General features: G+C 42.9%; 18 protein-coding genes. 12 read left to right on the top strand and 6 right to left on the bottom strand.

The genetic code is table 11. The annotated features are described in order from the left end of the window. Positions 1 to 17 precede the first annotated feature (17 nt). Together dnaJ and EWU21_RS10410 are read right to left on the bottom strand one after the other, a co-directional pair. Positions 18 to 1,181 carry a molecular chaperone DnaJ gene (gene dnaJ, locus EWU21_RS10415; RefSeq protein WP_130896898.1) on the bottom strand — a complete coding sequence of 388 codons (1,164 nt, stop codon included), beginning with the start codon at positions 1,179 to 1,181 and terminating at the stop codon, positions 18 to 20. 6 nt (positions 1,182 to 1,187) lie between these two features. Further along, complete coding sequence (locus tag EWU21_RS10410; RefSeq protein WP_130896897.1) at positions 1,188 to 1,697, bottom strand: nucleotide exchange factor GrpE; 510 nt, start codon at positions 1,695 to 1,697, stop codon at positions 1,188 to 1,190. Positions 1,698 to 1,799: 102 nt separating this feature from the next. On the opposite strand from EWU21_RS10410, the gene queG reads away from it, so the two are divergent. Continuing rightward, on the top strand, positions 1,800 to 2,717 hold the full coding sequence (gene queG, locus EWU21_RS10405; RefSeq protein ID WP_130896896.1) for a tRNA epoxyqueuosine(34) reductase QueG: 918 nt from the start codon (positions 1,800 to 1,802) through the stop codon (positions 2,715 to 2,717). Between the two features lie 31 nt (positions 2,718 to 2,748). Here queG and EWU21_RS10400 read toward each other — a convergent pair whose 3' ends face one another. Beyond that, complete coding sequence (locus EWU21_RS10400) at positions 2,749 to 3,771, bottom strand: GntR family transcriptional regulator (RefSeq protein ID WP_161566423.1); 1,023 nt, start codon at positions 3,769 to 3,771, stop codon at positions 2,749 to 2,751. A gap of 150 nt (positions 3,772 to 3,921) precedes the next feature. Between EWU21_RS10400 and EWU21_RS10395 the strand changes: the two genes are divergently transcribed. Genes EWU21_RS10395 through EWU21_RS10385 form a run of 3 tightly spaced genes read left to right on the top strand, consistent with a single transcriptional unit; the run spans position 3,922 to position 9,454 of the window. Further along, positions 3,922 to 7,968, top strand: coding sequence for a hybrid sensor histidine kinase/response regulator transcription factor (locus EWU21_RS10395; RefSeq protein ID WP_130896894.1), 4,047 nt, complete (start codon positions 3,922 to 3,924; stop codon positions 7,966 to 7,968). Position 7,969: 1 nt separating this feature from the next. Then, positions 7,970 to 8,938, top strand: coding sequence for a zinc dependent phospholipase C family protein (locus EWU21_RS10390; RefSeq protein ID WP_130896893.1), 969 nt, complete (start codon positions 7,970 to 7,972; stop codon positions 8,936 to 8,938). Then, entirely contained in the window at positions 8,939 to 9,454 is a 516-nt protein-coding gene (locus EWU21_RS10385; RefSeq protein WP_130896892.1) for a metallophosphoesterase family protein, read from the top strand. Here the strand turns inward: EWU21_RS10385 and mnmA are convergent. Next, complete coding sequence (gene mnmA / locus EWU21_RS10380) at positions 9,447 to 10,589, bottom strand: tRNA 2-thiouridine(34) synthase MnmA (protein ID WP_130896891.1); 1,143 nt, start codon at positions 10,587 to 10,589, stop codon at positions 9,447 to 9,449. The genes EWU21_RS10385 and mnmA overlap by 8 nt on opposite strands. 107 nt (positions 10,590 to 10,696) lie before the next feature. On the opposite strand from mnmA, the gene EWU21_RS10375 reads away from it, so the two are divergent. Genes EWU21_RS10375 through hemF form a run of 3 tightly spaced genes read left to right on the top strand, consistent with a single transcriptional unit; the run spans position 10,697 to position 14,781 of the window. Then, on the top strand, positions 10,697 to 11,284 hold the full coding sequence (locus EWU21_RS10375; RefSeq protein WP_130896890.1) for a beta/alpha barrel domain-containing protein: 588 nt from the start codon (positions 10,697 to 10,699) through the stop codon (positions 11,282 to 11,284). Between the two features lies 1 nt (position 11,285). Next, positions 11,286 to 13,898 (top strand): transglycosylase domain-containing protein, encoded by a 2,613-nt coding sequence (locus tag EWU21_RS10370; RefSeq protein ID WP_130896889.1) that lies wholly within the window; start codon positions 11,286 to 11,288, stop codon positions 13,896 to 13,898. Between the two features lies 1 nt (position 13,899). Further along, positions 13,900 to 14,781, top strand: a complete 882-nt coding sequence (gene hemF, locus EWU21_RS10365) for an oxygen-dependent coproporphyrinogen oxidase (protein ID WP_130896888.1) — start codon at positions 13,900 to 13,902, stop codon at positions 14,779 to 14,781. Between the two features lie 55 nt (positions 14,782 to 14,836). On the opposite strand, the gene EWU21_RS10360 is transcribed toward hemF, so the two are convergent. After that, positions 14,837 to 15,235, bottom strand: a complete 399-nt coding sequence (locus tag EWU21_RS10360) for a hypothetical protein (protein WP_236633213.1) — start codon at positions 15,233 to 15,235, stop codon at positions 14,837 to 14,839. Positions 15,236 to 15,252: 17 nt separating this feature from the next. Next, a complete protein-coding gene (locus EWU21_RS10355; RefSeq protein WP_130896887.1) occupies positions 15,253 to 16,302 on the bottom strand; it encodes an o-succinylbenzoate synthase in 1,050 nt (349 codons plus the stop codon). Between the two features lie 68 nt (positions 16,303 to 16,370). Here EWU21_RS10355 and lpxK point away from each other — a divergent pair, with 68 nt between their 5' ends. Genes lpxK through EWU21_RS10330 form a run of 5 tightly spaced genes read left to right on the top strand, consistent with a single transcriptional unit; the run spans position 16,371 to position 24,380 of the window. Next, entirely contained in the window at positions 16,371 to 17,375 is a 1,005-nt protein-coding gene (lpxK, locus tag EWU21_RS10350; RefSeq protein ID WP_130896886.1) for a tetraacyldisaccharide 4'-kinase, read from the top strand. A gap of 9 nt (positions 17,376 to 17,384) precedes the next feature. Further along, positions 17,385 to 19,331: a putative porin gene (locus tag EWU21_RS10345; protein WP_130896885.1), complete on the top strand. Its 1,947-nt coding sequence runs from the start codon at positions 17,385 to 17,387 to the stop codon at positions 19,329 to 19,331. 23 nt (positions 19,332 to 19,354) lie between these two features. After that, positions 19,355 to 19,843, top strand: coding sequence for a gluconate 2-dehydrogenase subunit 3 family protein (locus EWU21_RS10340; RefSeq protein WP_130896884.1), 489 nt, complete (start codon positions 19,355 to 19,357; stop codon positions 19,841 to 19,843). An 8-nt stretch (positions 19,844 to 19,851) separates the two neighbouring features. Beyond that, the gene (locus EWU21_RS10335) at positions 19,852 to 21,558 is read left to right on the top strand and encodes a GMC oxidoreductase (protein WP_130896883.1); all 1,707 of its coding nucleotides are present in this window, start codon (positions 19,852 to 19,854) and stop codon (positions 21,556 to 21,558) included. Beyond that, positions 21,558 to 24,380, top strand: a complete 2,823-nt coding sequence (locus EWU21_RS10330; RefSeq protein WP_130896882.1) for a PD-(D/E)XK nuclease family protein — start codon at positions 21,558 to 21,560, stop codon at positions 24,378 to 24,380. The genes EWU21_RS10335 and EWU21_RS10330 overlap by 1 nt, the downstream gene beginning before the upstream one ends. Positions 24,381 to 24,399 lie beyond the last annotated feature (19 nt).

The raw sequence follows: 24,399 nt of genomic DNA, 5'->3' as shown, positions 1-24,399 counted from the left end.
TGAAAAGCTTCGCTTTTCTACGAAAACATATCCCTCACCTTATGAAAGAATCCTTTCTCCGCTTTCCCTGGTTGAGGAGCGAAGTTAGGGGAGGCACGGAGTTTTTCTAATAATTCCGTTTCTTCTTTACTAACCTGTTTAGGTGTCCAGATATTTACGTGTACTAATTGATCTCCAATCGAGTAACCGTTTAGTTCTTTTATTCCTTTGCCTTTTAAGCGTAAGATTTTTCCACTCTGCGTTCCGGCATCCAAGGTAATCTTTGCTTTTCCACCGATAGTAGGCACCTCTACTGACGTGCCTAAGGCAGCATCCACAAAGTTTACATATAGATCATAGATCACGTTGTTTCCGTCGCGGTGTAATAAATCGTGTGCTTCTTCTTCAATAACAATGAGTAAATCACCGGCTACGCCACCACGAGGGGGAACGTTTCCTTTTCCAGACATCGAAAGCTGCATGTCGTTTGAGACGCCAGCAGGGATTTTGATCGGGATGATTTCTTCTTCTAGTACACGGCCTTCTCCGAAGCAGTCGCCACATTTTGCACCTACGGTCTTACCCTCTCCGCTACAATGAGGACAGGTAGAGGAAGTGACCATTTGGCCTAACATGGTTTGTTGTACTTGACGAACTTGACCAGAACCTTGGCAAGTGCCGCAGGTTTTCAAGTCAGTTCCGTTTTTAGAACCGTTACCTGAGCAAGATTTACAGGCTACGTGGCGTTTTACCTTGATTTTCTTTTCTACGCCATTCGCGATTTCTTCCAGATTTAGCTTCAATTTGATGCGAAGATCCGTTCCTCTGCGTTGACGACGACCACCGCCGCCACGGCCTTGGTTGAAGAAGCTACCGAATGGACTCTCGTCCCCACCTCCGAAAATATCCCCAAACTGAGAGAAGATATCCTCCATGTTCATTCCGCCACCGCCAAAACCACCGCCAGCAGCGCCACCCATTCCAGCGTGACCGAAACGGTCGTATTGTGCCTTCTTTTGGGAATTGCTTAACACCTCATAGGCTTCTGCTGCTTCCTTAAATTTCTCCTCAGCCTCCTTGTTATCTGGATTCTTGTCCGGATGGTATTTCACCGCCATTTTGCGGTAAGCCTTCTTAATCTCGTCTTCCGATGCGGATTTAGAAACTCCTAAAATCTCGTAATAATCTCTTTTTTGCGCCATTTTCTATTAATTTCCAACCACCACTTTCGCAAAGCGGATGACTTTTTCATTCAGTGTATATCCTTTTTCAACTACTTCGACCACTTTGCCTTTTTCTTCTTCAGAAGGGGCAGGGAATTGCGTGATGCAATCGTGTAACTCGGCGTCGAATACTTCGCCTTTCGCGGGTAATTCCTTTAATCCTTTGGATTGCAGAATGTTACCAATTTTAGAGAAGATTAATTGCGTTCCTTCAGAGATTTCTCCCTCAGGTGCATTCGCTAATGCACGTTCGTAGTCATCGATGACAGGTAATAAGTCGACGATTAAACGTTCCGAAGCAGTTTGGATGAGTTCTATTTTCTCTTTAGCCGTACGTTTACGGAAATTTTCGAAGTCTGAATACAGGCGAAGGTATTTCTCCTTCATCTCTGCTAATTCATCTACAGGTGCCGTTTCTTCAGCTTCTTGCGTGTTTTCTACTTCTTGATTGATAATTTCTTCCTCAGGCGTTTGTTCGTTTTCTTTCTTTTTCATGATACAAAATTACGATTGCGAAATCCTTCATACAAATTCAATACCAAAAACAATTTTCTGACACTTTGGCATAATTGAAATGACCTTTGTAATTTTAAACAAATGTCAAAAAGTCCAGCAGAAATTTCCCGTCTAATTAAGGCCAAAGCTCAGTCTTTCGGTTTTGCCTTTTGTGGTATTTCTGAAGCAGGATTCTTAGAGGAAGAGGCGCCGCGTTTAGAAGCCTGGTTAAATTCGAATCAACACGGTGAAATGGCCTATATGGCGAACCATTTCGATAAACGTCTGGATCCTCGAAAGCTGGTAGACGGTTGCCAAACCGTCGTTTCCCTGGTCTACAATTATTTTCCCGCGGAAGAAATCGCGGTAAATGATTTCAAGATTTCAAAATATGCTTATGGTGAAGATTACCACCGGGTCATCAAAGACAAGATGCAAGGTTTATGGGATGCCTTACAAACGGATCTAGGGGAATTTTCGGGGAGGATGTTTGTAGATTCTGCACCTGTGCTAGAAAAAGCGTGGGCGAAGAAGTCTGGTTTGGGTTGGATAGGGAAGAATGCGAATTTGATTATTCCGAAAAAGGGGAGTTTTTATTTCCTAGCAGAGCTGCTGATTGATTTACCTGCCACACCAGATGGGCCTATCAAAGACTTTTGTGGTACCTGTACGCGATGTATTGACGCTTGTCCTACGGATGCCATTACGCCCTATGTGGTGGATGGGAGTAAATGTATTTCCTATTTTACAATTGAATTAAAGGATCAAATGCCGGCCAGCTTGCAGGGAGATTTTCAAAACTGGATTTTTGGCTGTGATATTTGCCAAGACGTGTGTCCTTGGAATCGATTTTCGAAGCCGCACCGAGAACCAAGATTCGAAACGAATCTGCAAGATGTGGATTGGGAAGGATTGTCTGAAGAAGTTTTTCAGACCTTATTTCACTATTCTGCGATCAAGCGTACCAAGCTGAAGGGCATTCAACGAAACATCGATTACGTGAAAAAAAAGAGGCCGTGAAACCACGGCCCTTTTCAAGCAAAATAAAACCCTAAAGTGATTGTCGTATAAGTAAGCTCGGTTCGATGACCTCTGCTGTCTTTTGATTGTTAAGGATCATTTCGGCCGCTTTTTGGCCTAACTTCTCCGGATGTGTGCTCACCACGGTGATGCCCCCGGCAATAATTTCCTTAAAGGGATGATCGTTCAAGGAGATGATGCCAATATCTGTACCTAAACTCCAGTTCTTTTTCTCCGCGTATTTGATAGCCTGGAAAAGATCGGTATCCGACAAAGTGAAATAAATTTCCTTTTGTTGAAAGTCGTCCTCTTCTAGGCCATCCAATACTTGGAATTTCAATGAATTCGCTTCGCAGAATTCACTGCACGCATTGATTAATTCAGGATCGAAGTATTCGTCTTCGCTCAACACTAAATTAAGGCTGCGGTACTTATTAAACAGGTTTAGTTGGGTATTAAAAATCTTCTTTAGCGAGGGGTTAGGAGGGCAGATAAGACTGGAATGACGGATGGTTCCGAAGTTTTGGTCCAATAAAATCAAGCGATCCCCCGCTATTTTCTGTAATATCTTCACCGTTTCTTCATCCTCATCGATTAAATGCGGTTGAATCAGGTAATAATGGTAATTGCCTAATTGTTGTCCAATGATTTCCTTGAACTCCTTGGGTTTGTATTGGTAGGTGTAAATATCCACCATCACATTTTTGCCAAAATGATCCAGAAAGGCATTGTACAAGGTTTGATTCGTTTCTGTCATCCGGCCAATCAAGAAAAGTACTTTTGTCTTTACTTTTAAACTGGACTCTGAAATGAAATAACCTTTGCGGAAAATGGACGTGATCGCACCCATTTTATGTAACTCGGTATAGGCTCTTTCCACAGTGTCGCGAGAAAGGTAGCATTCTTCCGAAGCCTCATTAATGGACGGCAATCGCTCGCCAGGTTTTAGCTCCCCCATCTCAATATCCTGCAAAAGTGAATTCACTAATTGCTGGTATTTAGGGATTTTGTTTCCTGAATTCTTTACGTTAAATGAAACAAATGCTTTATTCATATCGAAGAAAAATTCTTGTCCCAAAATTACAGTGATGGCATGGTGTAGCATAGGACGAATCTTTCAAATACGTGGACAATTCTTGCATTTGCTTATTTCAGGACAAATCCGTCCAATTTCCTGGTATTATTCCCTAATTTTAAGATTCGAATGAAAAGGCTATTTTTCTTCTTGGCGATGTGTGCTGTTTTGAGTCTTCAAGCTCAAAAGCAGACGCGCTATGAACGCTTAAGTACGGCATCTGGTTTGTCCCAAAGTTCCGTTTACAAGATCATTCAAGATAAGCAAGGTTTTCTTTGGTTTGCGACAGGTGATGGTTTGAATCGTTACGATGGGCATAATTTTAAGATTTACCGGAATGATCCGAGTGATCCTACCACCCTTAGTGGAAGTGAGATTTTTACGGTGGCGCAAGATGATGAGGGTAACTTATGGGTAGGTACGCGTAATTCTGGTTTGAATAAGATTGAATTAGCGACGGGTAAAATTACACGATTTTCGAAAGGGCCTACCGGGCAAGATTTATCCAACTCTAATATTCCAAGTATTCTCAATATAGGTAAAGGCAGAATGGGTGTGGCTGTTTTAGGGCTGGGTTATTTGGTCTACGATATTCGTACGAATCAACTAATAAGCGCTGAATCAGAATGGAAAAACACTATTGTAAAAGAAGTGGTTCGGCTGTTCAAACACTCGTCGGGCACTGTTTGGATGGGTACTAGGACTGGTTTTTTAGTGTCTCAATTAAATGCACATAGTTTTATTCCTTACCAATTTGGTGCGAATAATAATCGGGTTCGTGCCTTATTTGAGACAAAGAATGGGGATATTTTGGTGGGAACGGATGGTCGTGGTATTTATCGATTCACGCCCAAGACCCAGCAATTTAAGGTTGTTTTCTACCAAGCATCCGATCCTTTATCCCGTCAGAATATTGTGACTTCAATCGCTAAAGACGCGCTACAAAATCTTTGGATAGGAACAGATAATGGCGTTTATAAGTTAAATGGAGAGGATTTTAAATCCTACACGAATATCCCCTCTAATCCAGATCCAGAATTAGGTCTTTCTTCTAACTCCGTCATGAGTCTTTTTACGGATGCGAATCAAAACACCTGGGTGGGAACATGGGAGGCTGGTTTGAACATTTCTTTTTTCCAAAAGCCTCGCTTCGCCGTCCTCCGCTACAAACCCAATACCCTGCAAGGTTTACTCAGTAATAAGGTAAGTACGTTGCTGGCAGATGGTGATCAAGGCGTTTGGGTAGGAAGTAATGTGGGTTTATCCTATTTTAACCATAAATCGGGCCAAGTTACGCATTACTTGCAGAGTGCATCGAGTAATAAATTAAATTCTACGGAGACCTATGATGTCAATTTTATACATCCGTCTGGAGATGGAGGAGTGTGGGTAGGACTTTGGGGAAAAGGGATAAATCTGTTCACAAAAGAGCGTCAGCTGAAGGATTACCCTTTCAAACCCGGTGTCAGAGAAGCGAATTTTAATACCCTAGAAAATTTTAATTCGGAGTTTCTTCTTGGAACGCAAGGGATGGGAGTAGTCGCATTCAATCCGATGACGAAACAATACCGTGTTCCTTTTGCCGAACTAGGTAAAAAGAATTTCTTGAATAAATCGATTGCGGCCATCCGGGTTTTGAATGGAAAGGAGATTTGGGTGGGTACGGTCGGTTTTGGATTATATGTTTTCGACGTTAGCAATAGAAAATTACGTCATTATGTGAAATCAGCTGAAATTGGGGCCTTGAGTTATAATCATGTGAATAAAATTTACCAAGATCGTCAGAAGCGGATTTGGGTAATGACGCAGGGTGGAGGATTAAATCAATACCTGGGGGCTGGCAAAGGATTTAAAGTGTTCACCGTCAATAATGGATTAGGAAGTAATTCTTTGCGTGGAATGGTGGAGGATGCGAAAGGGGATATGTGGTTCAGTACGAATGGGGGAATTTCGAAGATGGATGGAAAGACCTTGAAATTTGTCAATTTCGAAGAGGCAGATGGATTGCAGGGGAAAGAATTTATGACGAACGCGGTGGCGAAGAATAGCCAAAATTGGTTGTTTTTTGGTGGCGTAAATGGCTTAAATTACATGAAATCAGACAGTTTGCGCATGCGATTAGATGTGCCGCCAGTCTATTTCACCAAACTCAAAATTTTTAATAAAGAGGTTGAAGCAGGTGAAGATAACTCGCCTCTTCGTGTTGATATCCTGTCTACCAAACACCTCGTTTTGCGGCCGAATCAATCCGTGTTTAGTTTGGACTTTGTCGCTTTAGAATACCAAAGGCCTAAAAATAACCGCTATGCCTATTATTTAGAAGGCTTTGAAAACGAATGGAATGTAGTAGGAACGCAGCGGACGGTGACCTATACTAATTTAAGTCCCGGAGATTATATTTTTAAAGTCAAAGCGAGTAATTCAGATGGAATTTGGGCAGAAAAACCCTATGAGTTAAAGATAACGGTGCTCCCGCCTTGGTACCGCACCTGGTGGGCTTATGTACTTTATGTAGTCTTGTTAGCGGCAGTCATTTATGCGTTTATTCGCGAGGTGCAGGTGAGAGAAGCTTTCCGAACGGATTTGCGCTTGAAAGAGATTGAGAAGGAACGTATTCAAGAACTAGAGCAGGTAAAAACACATTTCTTTACGAATATTTCACACGAATTACGGACTCCTTTGACCCTTATAACCAGTCCATTAGAGAAGTATTTCCTCTCGAATGCGAGCCTGAATAAAGACCAGAAGACAAAGATTAATTCGATTTACCAAAACGCACAAAAACTTTTGAGACTGATCAATCAGCTACTTGATTTGTCCAAAATCGAATCCGGAAACGTACAACCCGTCGTGGAGAAGCACGATTTGGTCCGTCAATTGCATTCCATCAAACAAAGCTTTGATGCTTATGCTCAGCAAAAGCAGATTAAGTTAAAATGGGATGCGCCCGTTGAATCCTTGTTTGTTTACTACGATGCTGATATCATTGAAAAATGTGTCACAAATCTCCTTTCGAATGCCTTTAAATTCACCCCAGAGGATGGAATCATAGGTATACGTTTAGAATTACATAAGGTATATAAAGGGGCATCGGAATCCATCAATCGAGTTTCGATTCATGTTTCTGATACGGGGAAAGGAATTAGTGCGGAACATAGACAGCATATATTTGATCGTTTCTATCAAATTCCGGAGAAAGTAGATCGGGTAGGAACGGGAGTAGGACTTTCTTTGTGTAAAGAATTGATAGAGGTACATCGGGGTTCCATTGAAGTTCAAAGTGATCTGGGAGCGGGTTCTGATTTTAAAATCCAGTTCCCTGTTACGCTGGAGGCATTTGATCCGGCTTGGGTGAAGTCGGGGTCGAAAGAAGTCAAAGAGTTACAGAGTCAACTAGTCGACTCAGCCCAGGTTATTCAGCAAGAGAAACAGATTTTATTAATCGTCGAAGATCACGCCGAAATGCGGGCTTTTATACGGGAGATTTTTGAAGGTACCTTTCAGGTGATAGAGGCGGATAGAGGAGAGACTGGCTTAGAAATGGCCTTGACTTATTTGCCCGATGTGGTGATTACGGATTGGATGATGCCAGGTATGTCAGGAGTGAATTTGTGCAAGCAGATTCGCAAGAACGCGAAGACAAGTCATATACCGGTCGTTATATTAACTTCGAAAAGCTCACAGGAAAGCCAAATCGAAGGAATGCAGTCCGGCGCAGATGATTTCATCTCCAAGCCTTTCCATGCGGATATTTTGGAATTAAGAGTGGCTAAATTATTGGAAGCGAAAGAACGCTTGCGCAAAAGCTGGCAAGATTCGGTTCTAAATCAAGATTTACAGCAGGCATTCGTGTTCGAAGATGAATTTCTTTCGAAAGCTACGCAAGTGGTCATCGAGCATCTAGAGGAAGCCGATTTCGATGTAGAACATTTAGAGCAAGCGATGGATATGAGCAAGATGCAGCTGTATCGTAAGTTGAAAATGTTAACTTCGCTAGCTGGAAACGAATTTATTCGCTCTATTCGTTTGCAACAAGCTAGACTATTATTAGAAAAGGGTTCATTGAATGTCTCAGAGGTGGCTTACCAAGTAGGCTTCAATGATCCGGCCTATTTTACACGCGCCTTTAAAAAACAATACGGACACTCTCCTAAAACATTCATTTCAAAAAAATAATATGCGTAAACTTTCCCTCCTTTTTGTTTGTGGATTTTTGGTTTCTTGGGGCTTTTTAGCTCATAAAACCCTGCAGCAGATTGCTATTTATCCACTGCCTGCAGATTTAGGTCTGTTTTTCTATGCTAATCAGGACTACATCGTACAACAATCCATTCGCCCAGATGTGCGACGGAAAGATGACAAGACGGAGGATTCTAAGCACTATTTGGATATGGATTCCCCTGTCTTTGGCCCTAATTACCGAACGGACATTCCGCATGATTTCAAACAAGCTGTCATGAAATATTCCTTCGACAGTTTACGCAAAGAAGGTTTAGTACCTTGGGAAGTGAATCGGGTATATGGTCGTCTAGTGAATGCATTTAAACAGGAGATGCGTGATTCTGTGTTATTTTACGCGGCCGATTTAGGCCATTATGTATCAGATGTGCACGTACCCTTGCATACCACAAGGAATCACGATGGACAATTAACAAACCAAAAAGGGATGCACGTGCTTTGGGAATCCCTTGTTCCTGAAGCGCAATTAAAGAATTACGCCTTATATCAGCCTCATGCGGCATCTTATATTGCCAAACCTCAGGATTTTATCTTCCAAGTGTTACTAGAGTCTCACGCGATGTTGCCGGAAATGTTTAAGGTAGAAACGGAAGTTCGCCAGGCTTTAGGAGAGGAGAAATCCTTTAAAATGGTCGAGCGCTACGGAAAAATGCAGCGTTATTATACGGATGAATTTATTCAAGCCTATGCAGCAAAATTAGGCTCTTCCATTCAGGGGCGCATGATTCAATCTTCTCACAGGGTCGCTTCTTTTTGGTATTCTGCTTGGAAAGATGCGGGTTCTCCTGCTTGGGTAACGAAGGAAATCAGTGCAGAAAAGAAGGCTGCCTTTGAGTCAGAAAAAGCACTTTGGAAGTCTAATACGTTGATTTCGACAGGACAACTACTCTCTTTGCACAAGAAATAAATGCAGAAAATCTTAGTTCTTTCTGATACCCATTCTTATTTGGATACACGTTTGATCCCGCACGTGGAAGCCTGCGATCAGATTTGGCACGGGGGTGATTGGGGTTCGGTGGCGGTGGCTGATACGTTGATGGGTTTTGGGAAGCCTGTGTATGGCGTGTATGGAAATATCGATGACCGAACCATTCGGAACATGTTTCCTAAAATCGCCCGCTTCACCTGCGAGCAAGTGACGGTCGCCATGACGCATATCGCGGGTGCGCCCTCTTCCTATAAGCCTGATGCTTTAGAGACTTTTTCGATGGGATTACCTATGATCTTTGTCTGTGGTCATTCCCACATTTTACAAGTAAAAAGAGATCAAAATCGCAATCAGATGCTCTTTTTGAACCCGGGTGCTGCGGGTCAACACGGATTTCATTCCGAGCAAACGGCACTACAATTCAAGATTGAAGGTAAGCGGATTTTTGATATGGAGCTGATTCAAATGCCCCGCATTCACACGAAAATTAAGTAGTCTGAAAGGATTGGATATTTTCAAAGACGCTGCCTTTCTGGTAGGACTTTAAAATCCAGCCACCACCCACGACATCATCGCCCTCATAAAATACGGCCGCTTGTCCAGGCGCAATACCTGAAACATCGAAGGCAAAATCTACTTTAATGCGATCTCCCACTTGCTCAATGTGTCCAGCGGTTCCCGCATCTTTATAGCGCACTTTGGTGATGGTTTCAATTCCTTCTACAGGAATAGAATCGTATTTTTGTAGGTTTAATTGACCTACCCACATCCCCGTGCGGTTTAAATCCTCAACTTTACCAATCACCACTTCGTTCGTCTCTTTGCGAATTTCGATCACAAAGGCGGGATAGCCGAAAGCCTTTCCTAATCCCTTTCTTTGGCCCACTGTATAAAAAGGATAGCCCTCGTGTTTACCGATGATTTTTCCTTCCGTATCGATGAAATTTCCGCCTTTCACTTGCTCCTCTAGTTCAGGAACGCGTCTTTTTAAGAACCCACGGTAATCGTTATCCGGCACGAAACAGATTTCATAACTCTCGGACTTATTGACTAAATCCACAAAACCACGCTCTGTGGCCATCTCACGAATGCGTGCTTTCGTCAAATGACCTAAAGGTAAAATTGTGCGGGCAAGACTTTCTTGTGAAACGCCCCAAAGCACATAACTCTGGTCCTTCAAAACGTCTACGCCTTTGGAAATAATATGACGGCCATTCTCTTCTCTAATCTGCGCATAGTGGCCCGTCGCAATAAATTCGCAACCTAATTGATCCGCACGACGCAATAAAGCATCCCATTTAATATGCGTATTGCACATTACACAAGGATTAGGCGTGCGGCCTTCGATGTATTCATTCGTAAAGTAATCGATGACAGAATCACCAAATTCCTCTCTGATATCTAATATGTAGTGGGGGAAACCGAGGGAAACGGCGATATGACGCGCATCATTAATGGAATCCAAAGAACAGCAGCCTGTTTCCTTTTTATCGCCACCAGAGCTGGCGTAATCCCAGGTTTTCATCGTCATTCCGATGACCTCATACCCTTGTTCGTGTAGTAAAACAGCTGCGACCGAGCTGTCAATTCCGCCGCTCATAGCGACTAAAACGCGTCCTTTTTTCTCCATATTTGCTGCTCAGGTTCAATGCCTGACGAAATTATGCTGCAAGTTACGGCTAATCTTTGTAAATACGTGTACAAAGCGTATTTTTGCTCATTATTCAAATACCGTCTATGTTAAAAACGAAAGTCAAAGTCAGTTCGATTGAAAATCTCTCCGATGCGCGCTACTGCGCAGGAATGGGAGTGGAGTGGTTGGGTTTCCCTTTGGCGATGCCTTTAGAGAAATTAGTGGAAATCAGAAACTGGTTAGCTGGCGTTCAGATCGTAGGTGAGTGTGCAGGATTGAAACCGGAGGAAATAAAGGCTTTAGTGGCTTCGCATCAACCAGATGCAATCGAGATTGATTCGAAAGTGAATTTGGTGTTGATTCAAGACATTGATTTACCTAAAATTCTGCGCGTAAACATAGATACGGGTAATTTACCTGCTCTATTTGCTTCAGCTGCGCCCTATGTGAGTTACTTTTTATTAGTGGGCGAGGGTCCAGAATCTTTGAAGGGAATGGAATCCTCGATTGAAATTTGGGCGGCTCAATATCCGATTATTTTAGGTTTAGACGTTCCAGAGGAAGATTTAGCCGAGTGGGTGGAACAAACATCAATCCAAGGAATCGGTTTAACCGCAGGAAAAGAAGACCGTCCGGGTTTTCGCGATTTTTCTGATTTAATGAGTATCTTGGAAAAATTAGAAATCGACTAATATGCTAGCAAATATCAAAGTGAAATATGCTCAGGTGAAGGCGTTCGTTTCAGCGAAAGTGTCCGCTTTAGGCTTGTTATTGTTAGCGGGTTTCAAAAAAGTAGTAGGGGAGCGTATTTATAGCATTTGTATAGGCTATGTAGTTTTAGGGCAAGTATTTGTGCAAACGCAAGGTCGCAAAGTGCAGGCTTATTACGATTCCAAAGTGGATAAAACCACTCCTTATTATCAACCCATCGTAAAAGGGTATAAGTTCTTTGCGAAGACAGCCTTATTTGTATTGGTTTATTTACTAGTCATTGAGACGAATTTCTTCTTTTTAACTGGAGAGATGCCAAGCGTCGATGATTTGCAGAACCCTAAATTATCCCAAGCATCCGAGATTTATTCGGCAGATGGAGTGCTATTAGGCAAGTTTTTTGCGGAGAATAGAACGCCAATACGCGATTTTAATCAGATTTCACCCTATTTAGTGAAGGCCTTAGTGGCGACCGAAGATGCGCGTTTTTACGAGCATACAGGAATCGATTTTCAAGCGTGGGCGGGTGTGTTAGTGGGTATCGCTAAAGGAGGAGATCGTGGTGGTGGAAGTACGATTTCTCAACAATTAGCGAAGAATTTATTTAAAACGAGAACGAAGAAAGGCTTTGTGAAGACGGGTCTTTTGGGCTATATCCCCGGATTAAATAAGTTGATTTATAAGTCCAAAGAATGGGTCACTGCCATCAAATTAGAGCGTTTTTATACCAAAGACGAGATCATTTTATGGTATCTGAACACCGTAGATTATGGCAATAATGCCTACGGAATCAAGGTGGCTTCGAAAACCTATTTCAATACTTCTCCGGATAGTTTAAATATCCAAGAGGCTGCAATTTTAGTAGGTTTGCAGAAAGCGACGACGACCTATAACCCGAAGCGGTACAAAGGGAAGCCTTTGGCAGAAAACAAAGCCTGGAAGCGCCGTAATGTGGTTCTAGCCCAAATGGTGAAAGCAGGATACTTGCGCAAAGTAGATTATGATTCACTAGCCGTTATGCCTATCGAGTTGCATGAAAACGAGGAATCTCCTTATGATGGCACAGGAAATTATTTCAAAGTCGCTGTGGCAAAATACTTGAACGAATGGGCAGAGAAGAATGATATCGAATTAGATTTATACCGTGACGGTTTAAAAATTGTGACGACGATCGATTCGAAAATGCAGATTTATGCAGAGGAATCCGTGGAAGAAGGGATGCGTGCCACCCAAAAGAACTTTGATAATCACTGGGCAAACCAGAATCCGTGGGTAGGCGAAAACGGTCAAGAAATACCTGGCTTCATCGATACGGTAGCGAAACGAACAGAATATTATAAGTATTTATCGGCTCGTTTTCCTAAGAACCCTGATTCCGTCAAGCACTACATGAAGGATGTGAAGCGTGATATGTGGGTCTATTCGCGTAACTCGATGGGGGAAGAAAAGCGCACGATGAGTGCCTATGATTCGATCCAATATTACAAGAAATTCTTACAAGCGGGTATGATGACGATGGATCCATTCACGGGTCACATTAAGGCCTGGGTGGGCGGTTTGGACTTTAAATATTTCAAATACGATCACGTTAAACAAGGTCGTCGTCAACCGGGCTCGACGTTTAAACCTTTCGTGTATACTTCAGCGATTGATGGTCCTAAGGATCTTTCGCCTTGTTACCTGATGCGTGATGAGCCGTTTGAAATCGAAGTAGAGAATGCAAAAGGAGAGAAAGAAATGTGGCGTCCTGGTAATGCAAATGGTAGTTTTTCAGGTAGAGAAATGCCGATTAAGCGTGCTTTAGCCCAAAGTATTAACTCCGTTACCGCTCGACTTACGAATGAAGTAGGGGCGGATACTGTGATGTATTATGCCAAGAAGATGGGGATTAAGAGTCCATTAAAAGCGGTTGCTTCGATCGGTTTAGGCTCTTTTGATGTCAATCTCTTCGAGATGATAGGAGCTTATTCTGCCTTTGTCAATGAGGGGATGCACGTGGAGCCGATGCTCGTTCAAGAGATTCAAGATCAAAATGGAAAGGTATTGCAACGATTTGATCCTACCATGGAGCAAGTGATTCGAAAGGAATCAGCACAATTAGTCCGCTATATGCTGGAGGGTGTTATTCACGAAAGTGGAACAGGTAGCTCTTTATTATATGGAGAAGGAGATATTTTATTGCCTAAAGACAATCGCTATGCGCGTGTTTTTGCGGGTAAAACAGGAACGACTTCGAATCATTCCGATGGCTGGTTCATCGGGATGTCGCATAATTTGATTTCTGGGGTTTGGGTAGGAGGAGATGATCGTTCGATTCACTTTAGAACGGGTGCTTTAGGGGAGGGATCGAAAACGGCACTGCCGATCTTTAAGCGCTTCATGATTAAAGTGGTCAAAGATCCTCTGTTAGCGCAATACCGCCCGGAGCCTTTTGAGAAATTAGATCGCCGTGTGGTGAAGAAGGATTTTGATTGCTCAAACGGTTCTTATGCTTTGCCAGATTCCCTTCAAGTTTCTGATGCTGAATTGGATTCGATGAATGCCTTGTTAGATGATAATGCGACCGCGTCAGACTCGACGGGTTCTCCTCAATAAAATGAATAAACACGATATTGCAGCCTATTTTCAAGGCTTACAGGATAAGATTTGTGCGGGAATAGCTGCGACAGATGGAGTGGCTTCTTTTAAAGAGGACAAGTGGACTCGAGCAGATGGTGGTGGCGGAAGAACTCGAGTCATTGCCAATGGAGCTATTTTAGAGAAGGGTGGAGTTAATTTCTCAGCTGTCGAAGGGCCTTTGCATCCGAAGATGGTCACTAGCCTGAATGTCACGGAAGAAGTCGAGTTCTTTGCGACTGGTGTTTCCATCGTGATGCATCCAGAGAATCCCTGGGTACCCATCATTCACATGAATGTGCGGTATTTTGAGTTGAGTAATGGGGAATTTTGGTTTGGTGGTGGAATTGATTTGACGCCTCATATTATCATTCCGGAACAAGCAAAGTGGTTTCACGAGCAATTGAAAGCCGTTTGTGATCGATTTGATTCGAGCTTTTATCCGAAATACAAAACCTGGGCGGATGATTATTTCTACAGCCCACACCGGGAAGAGACTCGTGGAGTTGGAGGTATTTTCTTCGATTATATCAAAGGAGATAGAGAAGCGGTATTTGAGTTTGTCAAAGCCGTAGGAGAATCCTTCGAGCCTATTTATAGTCATTTAATGCGATTGAATGCATCGCGGGAGTTTACGCAAGCGGAAAAAGAGTTTCAATACATTCGCCGCGGACGTTACGTAGAATTTAATCTAGTACATGACAGAGGAACGAAGTTTGGCTTAGAGACGAATGGAAGAACGGAATCGATCTTGATGAGTTTGCCCCCGATGGCGGCTTGGGAATATATGTACGATCCGAAGGTGTTTCCGGATGGTCAGAAGACCTTTGATCTATTGAAAAAAGGAATAAACTGGATATAAAAAAAGGGGCTCATCGAGCCCCTTTCTATTTATTCTGCTTCCCAGACAATATAGTTTATTCTGCTTCCCAGACAATATCGATGCCCTTAGGTGTCATCAATAAAACGCGGGTAGGAGCGGGTAACAAGACTAAGCGAGCGTTTGCAACTGGATCTTCGATCCATTCTACTTCAACGCCTTCTTTCATACCAATTTCGATTTCGCCATCAGCCGTTTCCACGAATTTCTTTGCTAAATAGGCCGTAGGTAATAAAACATCCGATTCTGGGCAGTGCTTTAAATGCACTTTCTCCAAAATGTCTTCTAATTGATCTCCGTATTTCTCATTGAAATCATCTTCCAAATCGTGTAGCATTTCCTCTACATCATCGTAAGTATCATCTGAGTAGTTCAATTTGCTCAATTCTAATCGCTTTTCTAAGATGGCGATCATCGCCTCATCAATCGTATTCATTCTAAACGGATTTGTTTTTACAAAGATAGGGGCTGAAACGGAGATTCCCTTGGAAATGTGGGGTCAAAAAGAATATTTCCTTTTTCGATCGATAATCCCGAGGCAAAATTATTCGTGTAGAGTTGCCCAGTTCCTAAGCCTTGTGGAATTTTTACGTCATAATCCCCAGTCAATTGAGCGATGGCTTGTAATCCGATGTTGGATTCTAAAGCAGAGGTAATCCACCAATCTTTTCCCTTTTCTGTAGCCCAATTTATCCAATCGCGGGTCGCTTGGATTCCACCTAAAAAGCTTGGCTTTAAGATGATGTAATCGGGGTCGATGAATGAGGCGATAGATTTGTCTTGCATCCCTATCAATTCTTCATCTAAGGCGATGGGGAGTATTTGTAGAGCAATGAGCTTTCGCATTTCTTCTACTTGACCAGCTTTAATGGGCTGTTCGATGGAATGCAGGTCGTAAGCGGCTAATTTCTCTAGTTTATAGGGTGCCTCAGCAGGTGAAAAGGCGCCATTTGCATCGACACGTAAAATTAATTGTTCTGCGGAAAAGCGAGAGCGAATGCTTTTCAAAAGCGAAAGCTCGGTTTCAAAATCAATCGCACCGATCTTTAATTTAAGGCAAGAAAAACCTTGTGCTAATTTTTGTTCGATTTGCTCGCGCATAAAGTCGGCACTACCCATCCAGATGAGCCCATTGATGGGTAGAGATTTTTCTCCCTGAGCAAATCTATTGGTAAATGGCGCGGCGAAATCGTGGTAGGCCGTTTCTAAGGCGAATCGAAAAGAAGGTTGTTCGAAAGGGATTTCAGCAATCCATTCTTTTATGTCTGTCGGTAAGGATAACCCTTGAAAAGGCCGCAAAGCTTTTTCAAAGGCAGCAGCGCAATCCTCCGAATACTCAGGGCTTAAACCATATAATGGTCCAGCTTCTCCAATGCCGCATCGAACACCATCCGAAAGCTCGACAAAATAGGATTTCTTCTTCGTTAGAACACCCCGGGAAGTTCCTGCTTCGAAATGAAATAGGAGTTCGTGCGGATGAAATCGGAGGCTGATTTTTGACATGATGCAATTTATTATTTTCTATTCGATTTTGTGCCCTCCCGTATTATTTTTAGCTTTAAGGTTATTATATGAAGCAGCTAATTACCATTCTTCCGTCCTTGCTTTTTGGCCTGATTACCTACGTCCGGAATAAACTCTATGACTGGGGAATTTTGCCGTCTACCTCCTTTGATAAACCGCGCATCATTGTGGTGGGCAATTTGTCGGTAGGTGGAACGGGGAAGAGTCCTTTAGTTACTTATTTGGTCCAAAACTGGCGCGGAGACGATCGATTAGGGATTTTAAGCCGTGGGTATGGCCGTAAAACGAAGGGCTATCTAAACGTGCAAGTAGATTCGACGGCGGAGGAGGTGGGCGATGAACCTTTGGCCTATAAAACGGTATTTCCTGAACTGCCAGTGGTCGTTTGTGAAAATAGGGTGAAAGGAGTTCAGCAAATGCCGGAAGTGGATGTACTTTTATTAGACGATGCTTTTCAACATCGCTCGATAAAAGGGTCTGTCAATTTGGTTTGTTCTACCTTCTCACAGCCTTTTTATACCGATTCTATGCTGCCTCAGGGACGTTTACGGGAGTCTGCTAAAGGAATTAAACGAGCAGATGCGGTGATCGTGACCCGTTGTCCGGGTATTTTAACGAAAGAACAAAAATCGAATTTTGCCCAAGGCGTTTTGCGGAATACCAAGGAGGAGAAACCGATCTTTTATACGAGTGTCCGATATGGCAAGCCGCAAGGTTCAAGGGAATATTTACCGAGTAAATGGTCTTTATTTGCCGGAATTGCAGATCCCAAGCCCTTTTTCGCCTATGCCGCTTCCTTAGGTCAAATTCAAGAGGAGGTGATTTATGCTGATCACCACCGGTTTACGGAGATTGAATTGTTAGAGTTAGAGCAACAGGCCAAAATGATGGCAGGGGACGAGGGATTTTTGACTACTCACAAGGATTATGTGCGTTTAAAGGCTGAATTAGCGCAATTGCCTAATCTAGCGAACCATTTATATTATTTGCCAATGGAAATGTATTTCATTGATCAGGAAGAACAGTTTTGGGACTGGTTAGGAAAAAACTAAATTTGTAGCGTGAAGTATAGACTGATATTTCTTCTTGTTTTATGGGGTATTTCGCCCGCTTTTGCACAGACTTTGCAGTCCGCAGGAGGGGATCGGAATTCTTTCCCTGATCCTATGGCGCCTAAGGATCCCAACGCACCTAAGCCCGTTTCAAATGGGAAGTCTGGGCGTGCGGCTTTGGATGACTCCACTAAAATGCTCTATGGACCTCAAACCATGTCTTATTTTAACGAAGAAGATGTGTTGAATGGGCGAGGAGCAAAAAAATCAGTTGATACGAGTCTACACTTGTTTCACCGCTATTTATTTCAGGAGAGATCGGGCTTTTTGACGGCTCATTTAGGGAATGAAGGTACGGCGGTTCGGAATATTTTTGTCAATAAACCAGATCAAATAGGGACACAATTAGGCTATAATGCCTATATGCCCTATGCTTTTGCAACGGATGAGGTCAAGTATTACCAATCCAAATCTCCCTATTCTGACATTGAATATTATTTAGGAGCGGGTGGCCAAACGCGTCTGAATTTTACATTCGCGCGAAATGTGGATTCGCTTTGGAATATGGGTTTTGAGATTCAGAGGCAGGTTTCGGATAAGTTTTTGACCGATTCGAAATATAAATCAGGGAATCAAACTTTGACTGAACAATGGGGTGTATTATTCCAGACTAATTTCAGAACCCGTAACAACCGGTATCGACTTTTATCCTATTTAAACTATTTTGATCAAGGAATTCAAGACCAAGGTGGATTGCAATTGTTGAATGGCTTAGATCCGACTACGGCTTTGAATTACACGGATAACGGAGCATTATTTGCCACTTCAGGAGTTCAGTCCAATGATTCTTTTATCAAATTCCATTTTTACCACGAGTTCATCGGGTTTAAAGGATTGCAATTCTTTCAGCGAGTAGATGTAGAAAATCGGACTGCGAAGTTTAAGGACCTTGATTTTGCTACGAATCTGACTAAATCGTTTTACCCGAAGAATTACGGCACGCAAACGGATTCCTTGTACAATGAGAATCAATGGCAATCCTACGCGCATCAGACGGGTATAAAAGGAATTTTTCGAGGATTTACCTATAGAACTTATTTCAAACAACGCTATTGGGATGTGAATAACCCGATGGCAAGTTTGCAAAAGAATCGTTTAGAAAACTACGTGGGTCTGTTTTTGCAGCAAAAATTCAATGACAAGATCGACTTTACCGCAGATGGAGAATATTTAGTAGGATCCGATTACCGCCTGCAGGCTAGCTTTATTTCTCCGTTTTTTCAAGTTAAGGCGAGTCGCATTTCTGTGAGTCCTTCGATCGCTCAGAATTGGACTTATAATGCTGCTTTTCGATGGAATCAATCGTTTGATAATGTCCTATTTGATGAGTTAACAGGAACCTTAGATCTTCATACGAAAAACGTCTATTTCCGTCCAACCGCGACGATTCAACGCATCGCGAATTATGCCTATTTTGATACCTTATCTACCGCTAAGCAAGCAGGTGATGCGATAGGTGTATTTAGAACAGGATTTTCAGCAGGAGGGACGTTCAAGCGTTTTGAATGGTCTGCCTTGGTTTTAGCCAATACAAAGACGGGACCTGATGTGATTAGGATGCCAAACTTGGTTGCTAATGCGAATCTTGCCCTGAATGTACAGTATAAGAAATTGTTGTATATGCAGTTTGGTGTGGATGTACAGCATCAATCGGCCTATTTTGCAGATGCGTATATGCCCACGATGCAGCAATTTCATCTGCAAGATCGCTACGAAATCCCTGCTTTTGTTCAGGCAGATGCCTATGTGACTTTACGTATTAACCGAGTTCGACTTTTCTTCAAAATGCAGAATGTAACACAAGGATTGTTAAATTCGAATTACTATACCGCTTACTTACATCCTGCGATGGCTCGTTCCTTCGGTTATGGTGTTCGTTGGCTATTATTTGATTAAAAAACAGTAAACCTAGATAAATTATGAAATCGATTTCTCGCAGAAATTGGGTGAAAGGAATGGCGCTCGCTACCTTAGGCAGCGTTGTTTTTACAGATCTCAAAGCAGCCAATGCGCCCAGCATTCAATGGAGCGCTGATCAAGACCAATTATTACAAGCTTGGATGGGAGTGATCATTCCTGAATCCAGTATTCCTGGGGCCGTTTCCTTAGGCGTTCCAGCTTATGTGAAGGTGATGCTTCGCGATTGCTATGAGCCTGCTACCTCTACCACATTGATGAAGGTTTTAGCGGCTTTACCGTCTATTGAGAAGGTTTCTGAGTCCGAAAAGGAGCAATTGTTTTTCCAAATCGAACAAGGCAAACAGGGTGCTGATGCGCAGAAAGCCATGGCCACGTTGAAGGGCCTGACGATTCGCGGTTATATGACCACGGAATACGTGATGGTGAATCACCAGAATTATGTGATGGCACCTGGATTTTTCAATGGCTGTGAACCTCTTAAAAAATAAACCGAGCGATGAATATTTTAACTAATGCTGAAAAACGTACTTATGGTGCGATTGTGATAGGTTCTGGTATGGCGGGCGGATGGGCTGCTAAGGAATTTTGTGATAAAGGAATCAAGACTTTGGTGCTCGAAAGAGGCCGTAAAGTGACCCATAATGAAGATTATCCGACGACTTTGTTGAGTCCTTGGGAAATGGAACATAGAGGGCAATTAACGAAACAGGAGATCGATGAAAATCCGATCATTTCGAAGTGTTATGCCTTCAGAGAAGATGCGAAGCACTTTTTCGTAAAAGATGCAGAGCATCCATACATTCAAGATAAACCATTTGATTGGATCCGTGGCTACCAAACCGGAGGAAAATCACTTCTATGGGCGCGTCAAACACAACGTTGGTCTCAATTAGATTTTGATGGTCCAGCGCGTGATGGATTCGCGGTGCCGTGGCCGATCACTTACAAGGAAATAGACCCTTGGTATTCCTATGTGGAGCATTTCGCTGGTATTTCGGGTAATAAGGATGGATTGGATTCCTTACCGGATGGCGACTTTTTACCCCCGATGGAATTAACCTGTGTGGAGAAACATTTCCAAAAAGAGATGAAACGTTTGTATGCAGATCGTCACGTCATCATTGGTCGCTGTGCTCATTTAACGGAACCGCGTGATATTCATATTCAACAGGGACGTGGGACATGTTTGGGTCGTAATTTATGCCAAAGAGGTTGCCCATACGGTGGTTATTTCAGCGCCAATTCGTCTACGTTGCCTTGGGCTGCAAAGACGGGTAATATGACGTTAAGAACGGATTCCGTAGTTCATTCGATCATTTATGATGAAAAGAAACAAAAAGCGGTAGGAGTTCGTGTCGTAGATGCGCACACGAAAGAGATGGTGGAATATTATGCTAAAGTCATTTTTGTGACAGCTGCTGCCATCAATACAAACTTAATTTTATTGAATTCGAAGTCTTCTCGCTTCCCGAACGGTTTAGGAAACGACAGCGGTCTATTAGGAACGCACGTAGCTTTCCACAATTACCGTGCTTCCTTGTCTGCGGAATACGAGGGGTTATTAGACTATAAAACTTCCGGAGGACGTCCTAATTCAGGGTATATTCCTCGTTTTAGAAATCTATACAAGCAAGAAACAAACTTCTTACGCGGTTATGCGGCTGGAATGAGTGGTGGAAGAGGAACGCACGCAGATCAAAGTTCGGTGGGCGAGAGCTTGAAGAATTCCTTATTGAACCCGAAGTGGTCGAACTGGTATGCTGGATCGCACATGATGGGGGAAACGATTCCGAAGGAAAGTAACAAAGTGGCTTTGGACGCTACTAAAAAAGATGCCTGGGGAATGCCATTGCTTCATATGGACGTGAGCTACGATAATAATGATGATCTGATGGTCAAAGATTTTATCGATCAATTCACCGAAATGTACGAGAAGGCTGGCTTCAAGAACATCAAAACCCGCGATTCACATGCTCCCGCTGGATTAGATATCCACGAAATGGGAGGAGTGAGAATGGGATCAGATCCGAAGACGTCTCTTTTAAATAAGTGGAATCAAATGCACCACGTCAAGAACGTGTTTGTGACGGACGGAGCTTGTATGACCTCTACCTCTACCCAAAACCCATCGCTAACGTACATGGCCTTTACTGCTCGTGCGGTAGATTTTGCGGTGAAAGAAATGAAAAAAGGAAATTTATAATGCAGACATTTTTAGGTAAAACGGCAGATCACCTCTTCCATACGTATGGTATGGAGGAATTGAAAGATATTGCCGTGGTGATGCCCTCGCAACGGGGTATCCTTTACCTAAAGAAGGAATTAGCAATTAGAGGGGATAGACCTTTTCTGTCCCCTTCTTTTTTTACGATTGAGGAATTTGCTTTGCAGATGACGGATTCGGTGCTAGAGGATCCGATTGACTTGTTGATGGAGGCCTATGCCTGTTTCAAGGAGGTTGATTCGAAAGTTGATTTTGATCGTTTTGTGACTTGGGGGCAGATGATGTTGAAGGATTTCGATACCCTGGATCTGTATTTAGTGGATCCATCGGCCTTGTTTTCCTTTCTTTCTGAAGCTAAATCGATTGAGCGCTGGGGACAAGAATATGGTCAAGATCACGCAGATGAGTGGATTACGGCTAATACACAGGCTTATTTCAAATTATATGATTCGCTTTTAGAGGTCTATATTCGGCTGAAAAGTAGGTTAGAATCGAAGGGAACTACCTATCGTGGACTCGCTTATCGCAAACTAGTGGAGCTGTTAGAGGCGGGTAAATCACTCGGTTTTAAGCAGATTTATTTTGTTGGTTTTAATGCGCTTTCTAAATCCGAGGAGACCATCATTCGTTTGCTATTGCGGGAGAATGTGGCGCAGACGCTTTGGGATGCAGATGAATATTATGCCAAAAGCAAGCATCACAGGGCAGGTAATTGGCTGAAAACCTATGCGAATCCGGCGGATCCAGCCTATTTATCGCGCGGTCCATTTCATTGGATGGGACGGGATTTGTTAGAAAAGCCAAAAGAAGTGGAGATTGTGGGTTTAGCGAATCCATCGGCCCAGATTTTTGTGGCTTTGGAGCAAATTCGTGCATGGCAAAGTGAACACGGGGATTTGGAACAGGTGGCCCTCGTTTTAGGGGATGAGAGCCTTTTAGATTCTTTATTGCCCTATTTAGGGGAATTTGAAGACCGTCTGAATATTACGATGGGCTATTCGTTGAAGAAGTCCCAAGTGTTTTCGTTGATGGAGATGTGGTGGTCCATGGTGCCTTTGGAAAAATACCCAGTTTCACTAGTAAAAGCGTTGAAAGAGCATCCATTGATGAATTCCGTCAAGCTACCTGCCTGGAAAGAGACAGATTTATATCTCTCACAAGTTCCGAGCGGGGGTACTATTTTTATATCGTCTTCATCCACTTTCGAAGATTGCCTGAAAGCTTTGATTCGCTTATTAACGGATATTCTGTACAAAACAGATAAGGATGATTGGGATTCGGAATCGCAGGCCATTTTGCAGGCTTTGACCGTGTTAGATAAGTTAGAAGAGATCGCTCAGGCGAATCCCTTTATATCAGTTAAAAGTGGCCAAGCACTTTGCAAGCAAATGGTGCAGCAGCAAAAAATGACTTTTGAAGGCGCGGAGAAACGTTCCTTGCACGTGATGGGGTTGTTAGAAACGAGGACCTTGGATTTTGACCGGGTGATTGTTTTATCGCTAAATGAAGGAAGTTTACCTGGAACGCGGAAGCGCGAAAGTTTGATTCCTGTTGATATTGCGAATATGGCGGCCTTTTCGCTACCTACGTTTACACAAGCGGATGCGGTGACGAGTTATCACTTCTATCGATTATTGCAGCGTCCTAAGGAGGTGATGCTGGTCTATGTGCAGAATGATTCATCATCAGCAGAAGTAAGCCGTTTTATTCGTCAGATTCGGTATGATTGGGCCAAAAAGAATCCACATTTGAACCTTCGGGAACCCGCCGTTAAATTCAGTTCAGATGAGGTCTCTAATCCGGAAATAACCTTGCGCATTGAGAAAACGCCGGAACTGATTGCTGAAATAAAAGATGTGCTAGCTCGAAGAGGGTTATCTCCTTCTTCTGTTGCTATGTTTGCCAGCTGTTCGCTAAAGTATTATTTCTCCCAAATAGTCAACCTGCAACAGGAAAAACAGCGCGATGATGAAATGGGGGCGGATGTATTTGGGACCTGGGTACACAAGGTGTTGGAATTATTGGATAAACAAATGATCGCTTCTGGCGGTTATGAGGATGGTCTTAATGTGGCACAAAAGAAGGCCTTAATCGAACCTTTGTTAGCAAAGGCGATGGAAGAGATCAAGGAGCGCGAAGGAAATTTCGAAGTAGAGAAAGGCTTTAATTATGTGTTGCAAGAAGTCGCTAAAACGTTGCTAGGAACTTATTTTGATCAATCCTCTGCTTGGTATGAGGAAAGAATCCAATTACTTGCTGTAGAGGAGGAAGTGAATACGGTACTTTCGATCCCAGTGGGTACAGAAATGTGGCCAATTAAAATGAAAGGCCGGATAGATCGATTGGATCTAAAAGGAGGATCTGTTTTGCGCATTGTTGACTATAAGACGGGAAAAGTGGTGAAGAAAGATGTGGACGCTGGGGATAGTTTAGCCGAAACGCTTAGAGACGAGGAACTAAAAGCCAAACTTTTTCAGTTGTGGATGTATAAGTTTTTAGTGACGAAGGAGTTGCAAAAAGCGCCGTCGGAAAGAAAAGAGTTTTTACAAGGTTTGGAAGTAGATCGAATCAGCATTGAACCCGGTATTATTTCATTCCGGAATTTTGATGAAAAGGTCCTGTCTTCGCCACTCGAATTTACCGAGGGAGAGTCAGTCGCTGATTTTATCCAAGAATCTGAGAAGCTAGTACAGTATTGGGTAAAGTCGCTCGTTTCCACGGATCAAGCCTTCGAGAAAACAGTGAATATAGACCAATGCACTTATTGTGATTTTACCGCTATTTGCCATCGAAACGTGTAGTTTCAGTAAAATGACGTAA

Origin of the sequence: Aquirufa antheringensis (assembly GCF_004307425.1) — a bacterium.
Lineage (GTDB): Bacteria > Bacteroidota > Bacteroidia > Cytophagales > Spirosomataceae > Aquirufa > Aquirufa antheringensis.
Note: the sequence above shows the minus strand (reverse complement) of the source record. Positions and strands in the feature narration are given on the sequence as shown.

Coding starts and splice junctions, on each gene's coding strand:
- dnaJ (WP_130896898.1), bottom strand. CDS start 1,181: ATGGCGCAAAAAAGAGATTATTACGAGATTTTAGGAGTTTCTAAATCC.
- EWU21_RS10410 (WP_130896897.1), bottom strand. CDS start 1,697: ATGAAAAAGAAAGAAAACGAACAAACGCCTGAGGAAGAAATTATCAAT.
- queG (WP_130896896.1), top strand. CDS start 1,800: ATGTCAAAAAGTCCAGCAGAAATTTCCCGTCTAATTAAGGCCAAAGCT.
- EWU21_RS10400 (WP_161566423.1), bottom strand. CDS start 3,771: ATGAATAAAGCATTTGTTTCATTTAACGTAAAGAATTCAGGAAACAAA.
- EWU21_RS10395 (WP_130896894.1), top strand. CDS start 3,922: ATGAAAAGGCTATTTTTCTTCTTGGCGATGTGTGCTGTTTTGAGTCTT.
- EWU21_RS10390 (WP_130896893.1), top strand. CDS start 7,970: ATGCGTAAACTTTCCCTCCTTTTTGTTTGTGGATTTTTGGTTTCTTGG.
- EWU21_RS10385 (WP_130896892.1), top strand. CDS start 8,939: ATGCAGAAAATCTTAGTTCTTTCTGATACCCATTCTTATTTGGATACA.
- mnmA (WP_130896891.1), bottom strand. CDS start 10,589: ATGGAGAAAAAAGGACGCGTTTTAGTCGCTATGAGCGGCGGAATTGAC.
- EWU21_RS10375 (WP_130896890.1), top strand. CDS start 10,697: ATGTTAAAAACGAAAGTCAAAGTCAGTTCGATTGAAAATCTCTCCGAT.
- EWU21_RS10370 (WP_130896889.1), top strand. CDS start 11,286: ATGCTAGCAAATATCAAAGTGAAATATGCTCAGGTGAAGGCGTTCGTT.
- hemF (WP_130896888.1), top strand. CDS start 13,900: ATGAATAAACACGATATTGCAGCCTATTTTCAAGGCTTACAGGATAAG.
- EWU21_RS10360 (WP_236633213.1), bottom strand. CDS start 15,235: ATGAATACGATTGATGAGGCGATGATCGCCATCTTAGAAAAGCGATTA.
- EWU21_RS10355 (WP_130896887.1), bottom strand. CDS start 16,302: ATGTCAAAAATCAGCCTCCGATTTCATCCGCACGAACTCCTATTTCAT.
- lpxK (WP_130896886.1), top strand. CDS start 16,371: ATGAAGCAGCTAATTACCATTCTTCCGTCCTTGCTTTTTGGCCTGATT.
- EWU21_RS10340 (WP_130896884.1), top strand. CDS start 19,355: ATGAAATCGATTTCTCGCAGAAATTGGGTGAAAGGAATGGCGCTCGCT.
- EWU21_RS10335 (WP_130896883.1), top strand. CDS start 19,852: ATGAATATTTTAACTAATGCTGAAAAACGTACTTATGGTGCGATTGTG.
- EWU21_RS10330 (WP_130896882.1), top strand. CDS start 21,558: ATGCAGACATTTTTAGGTAAAACGGCAGATCACCTCTTCCATACGTAT.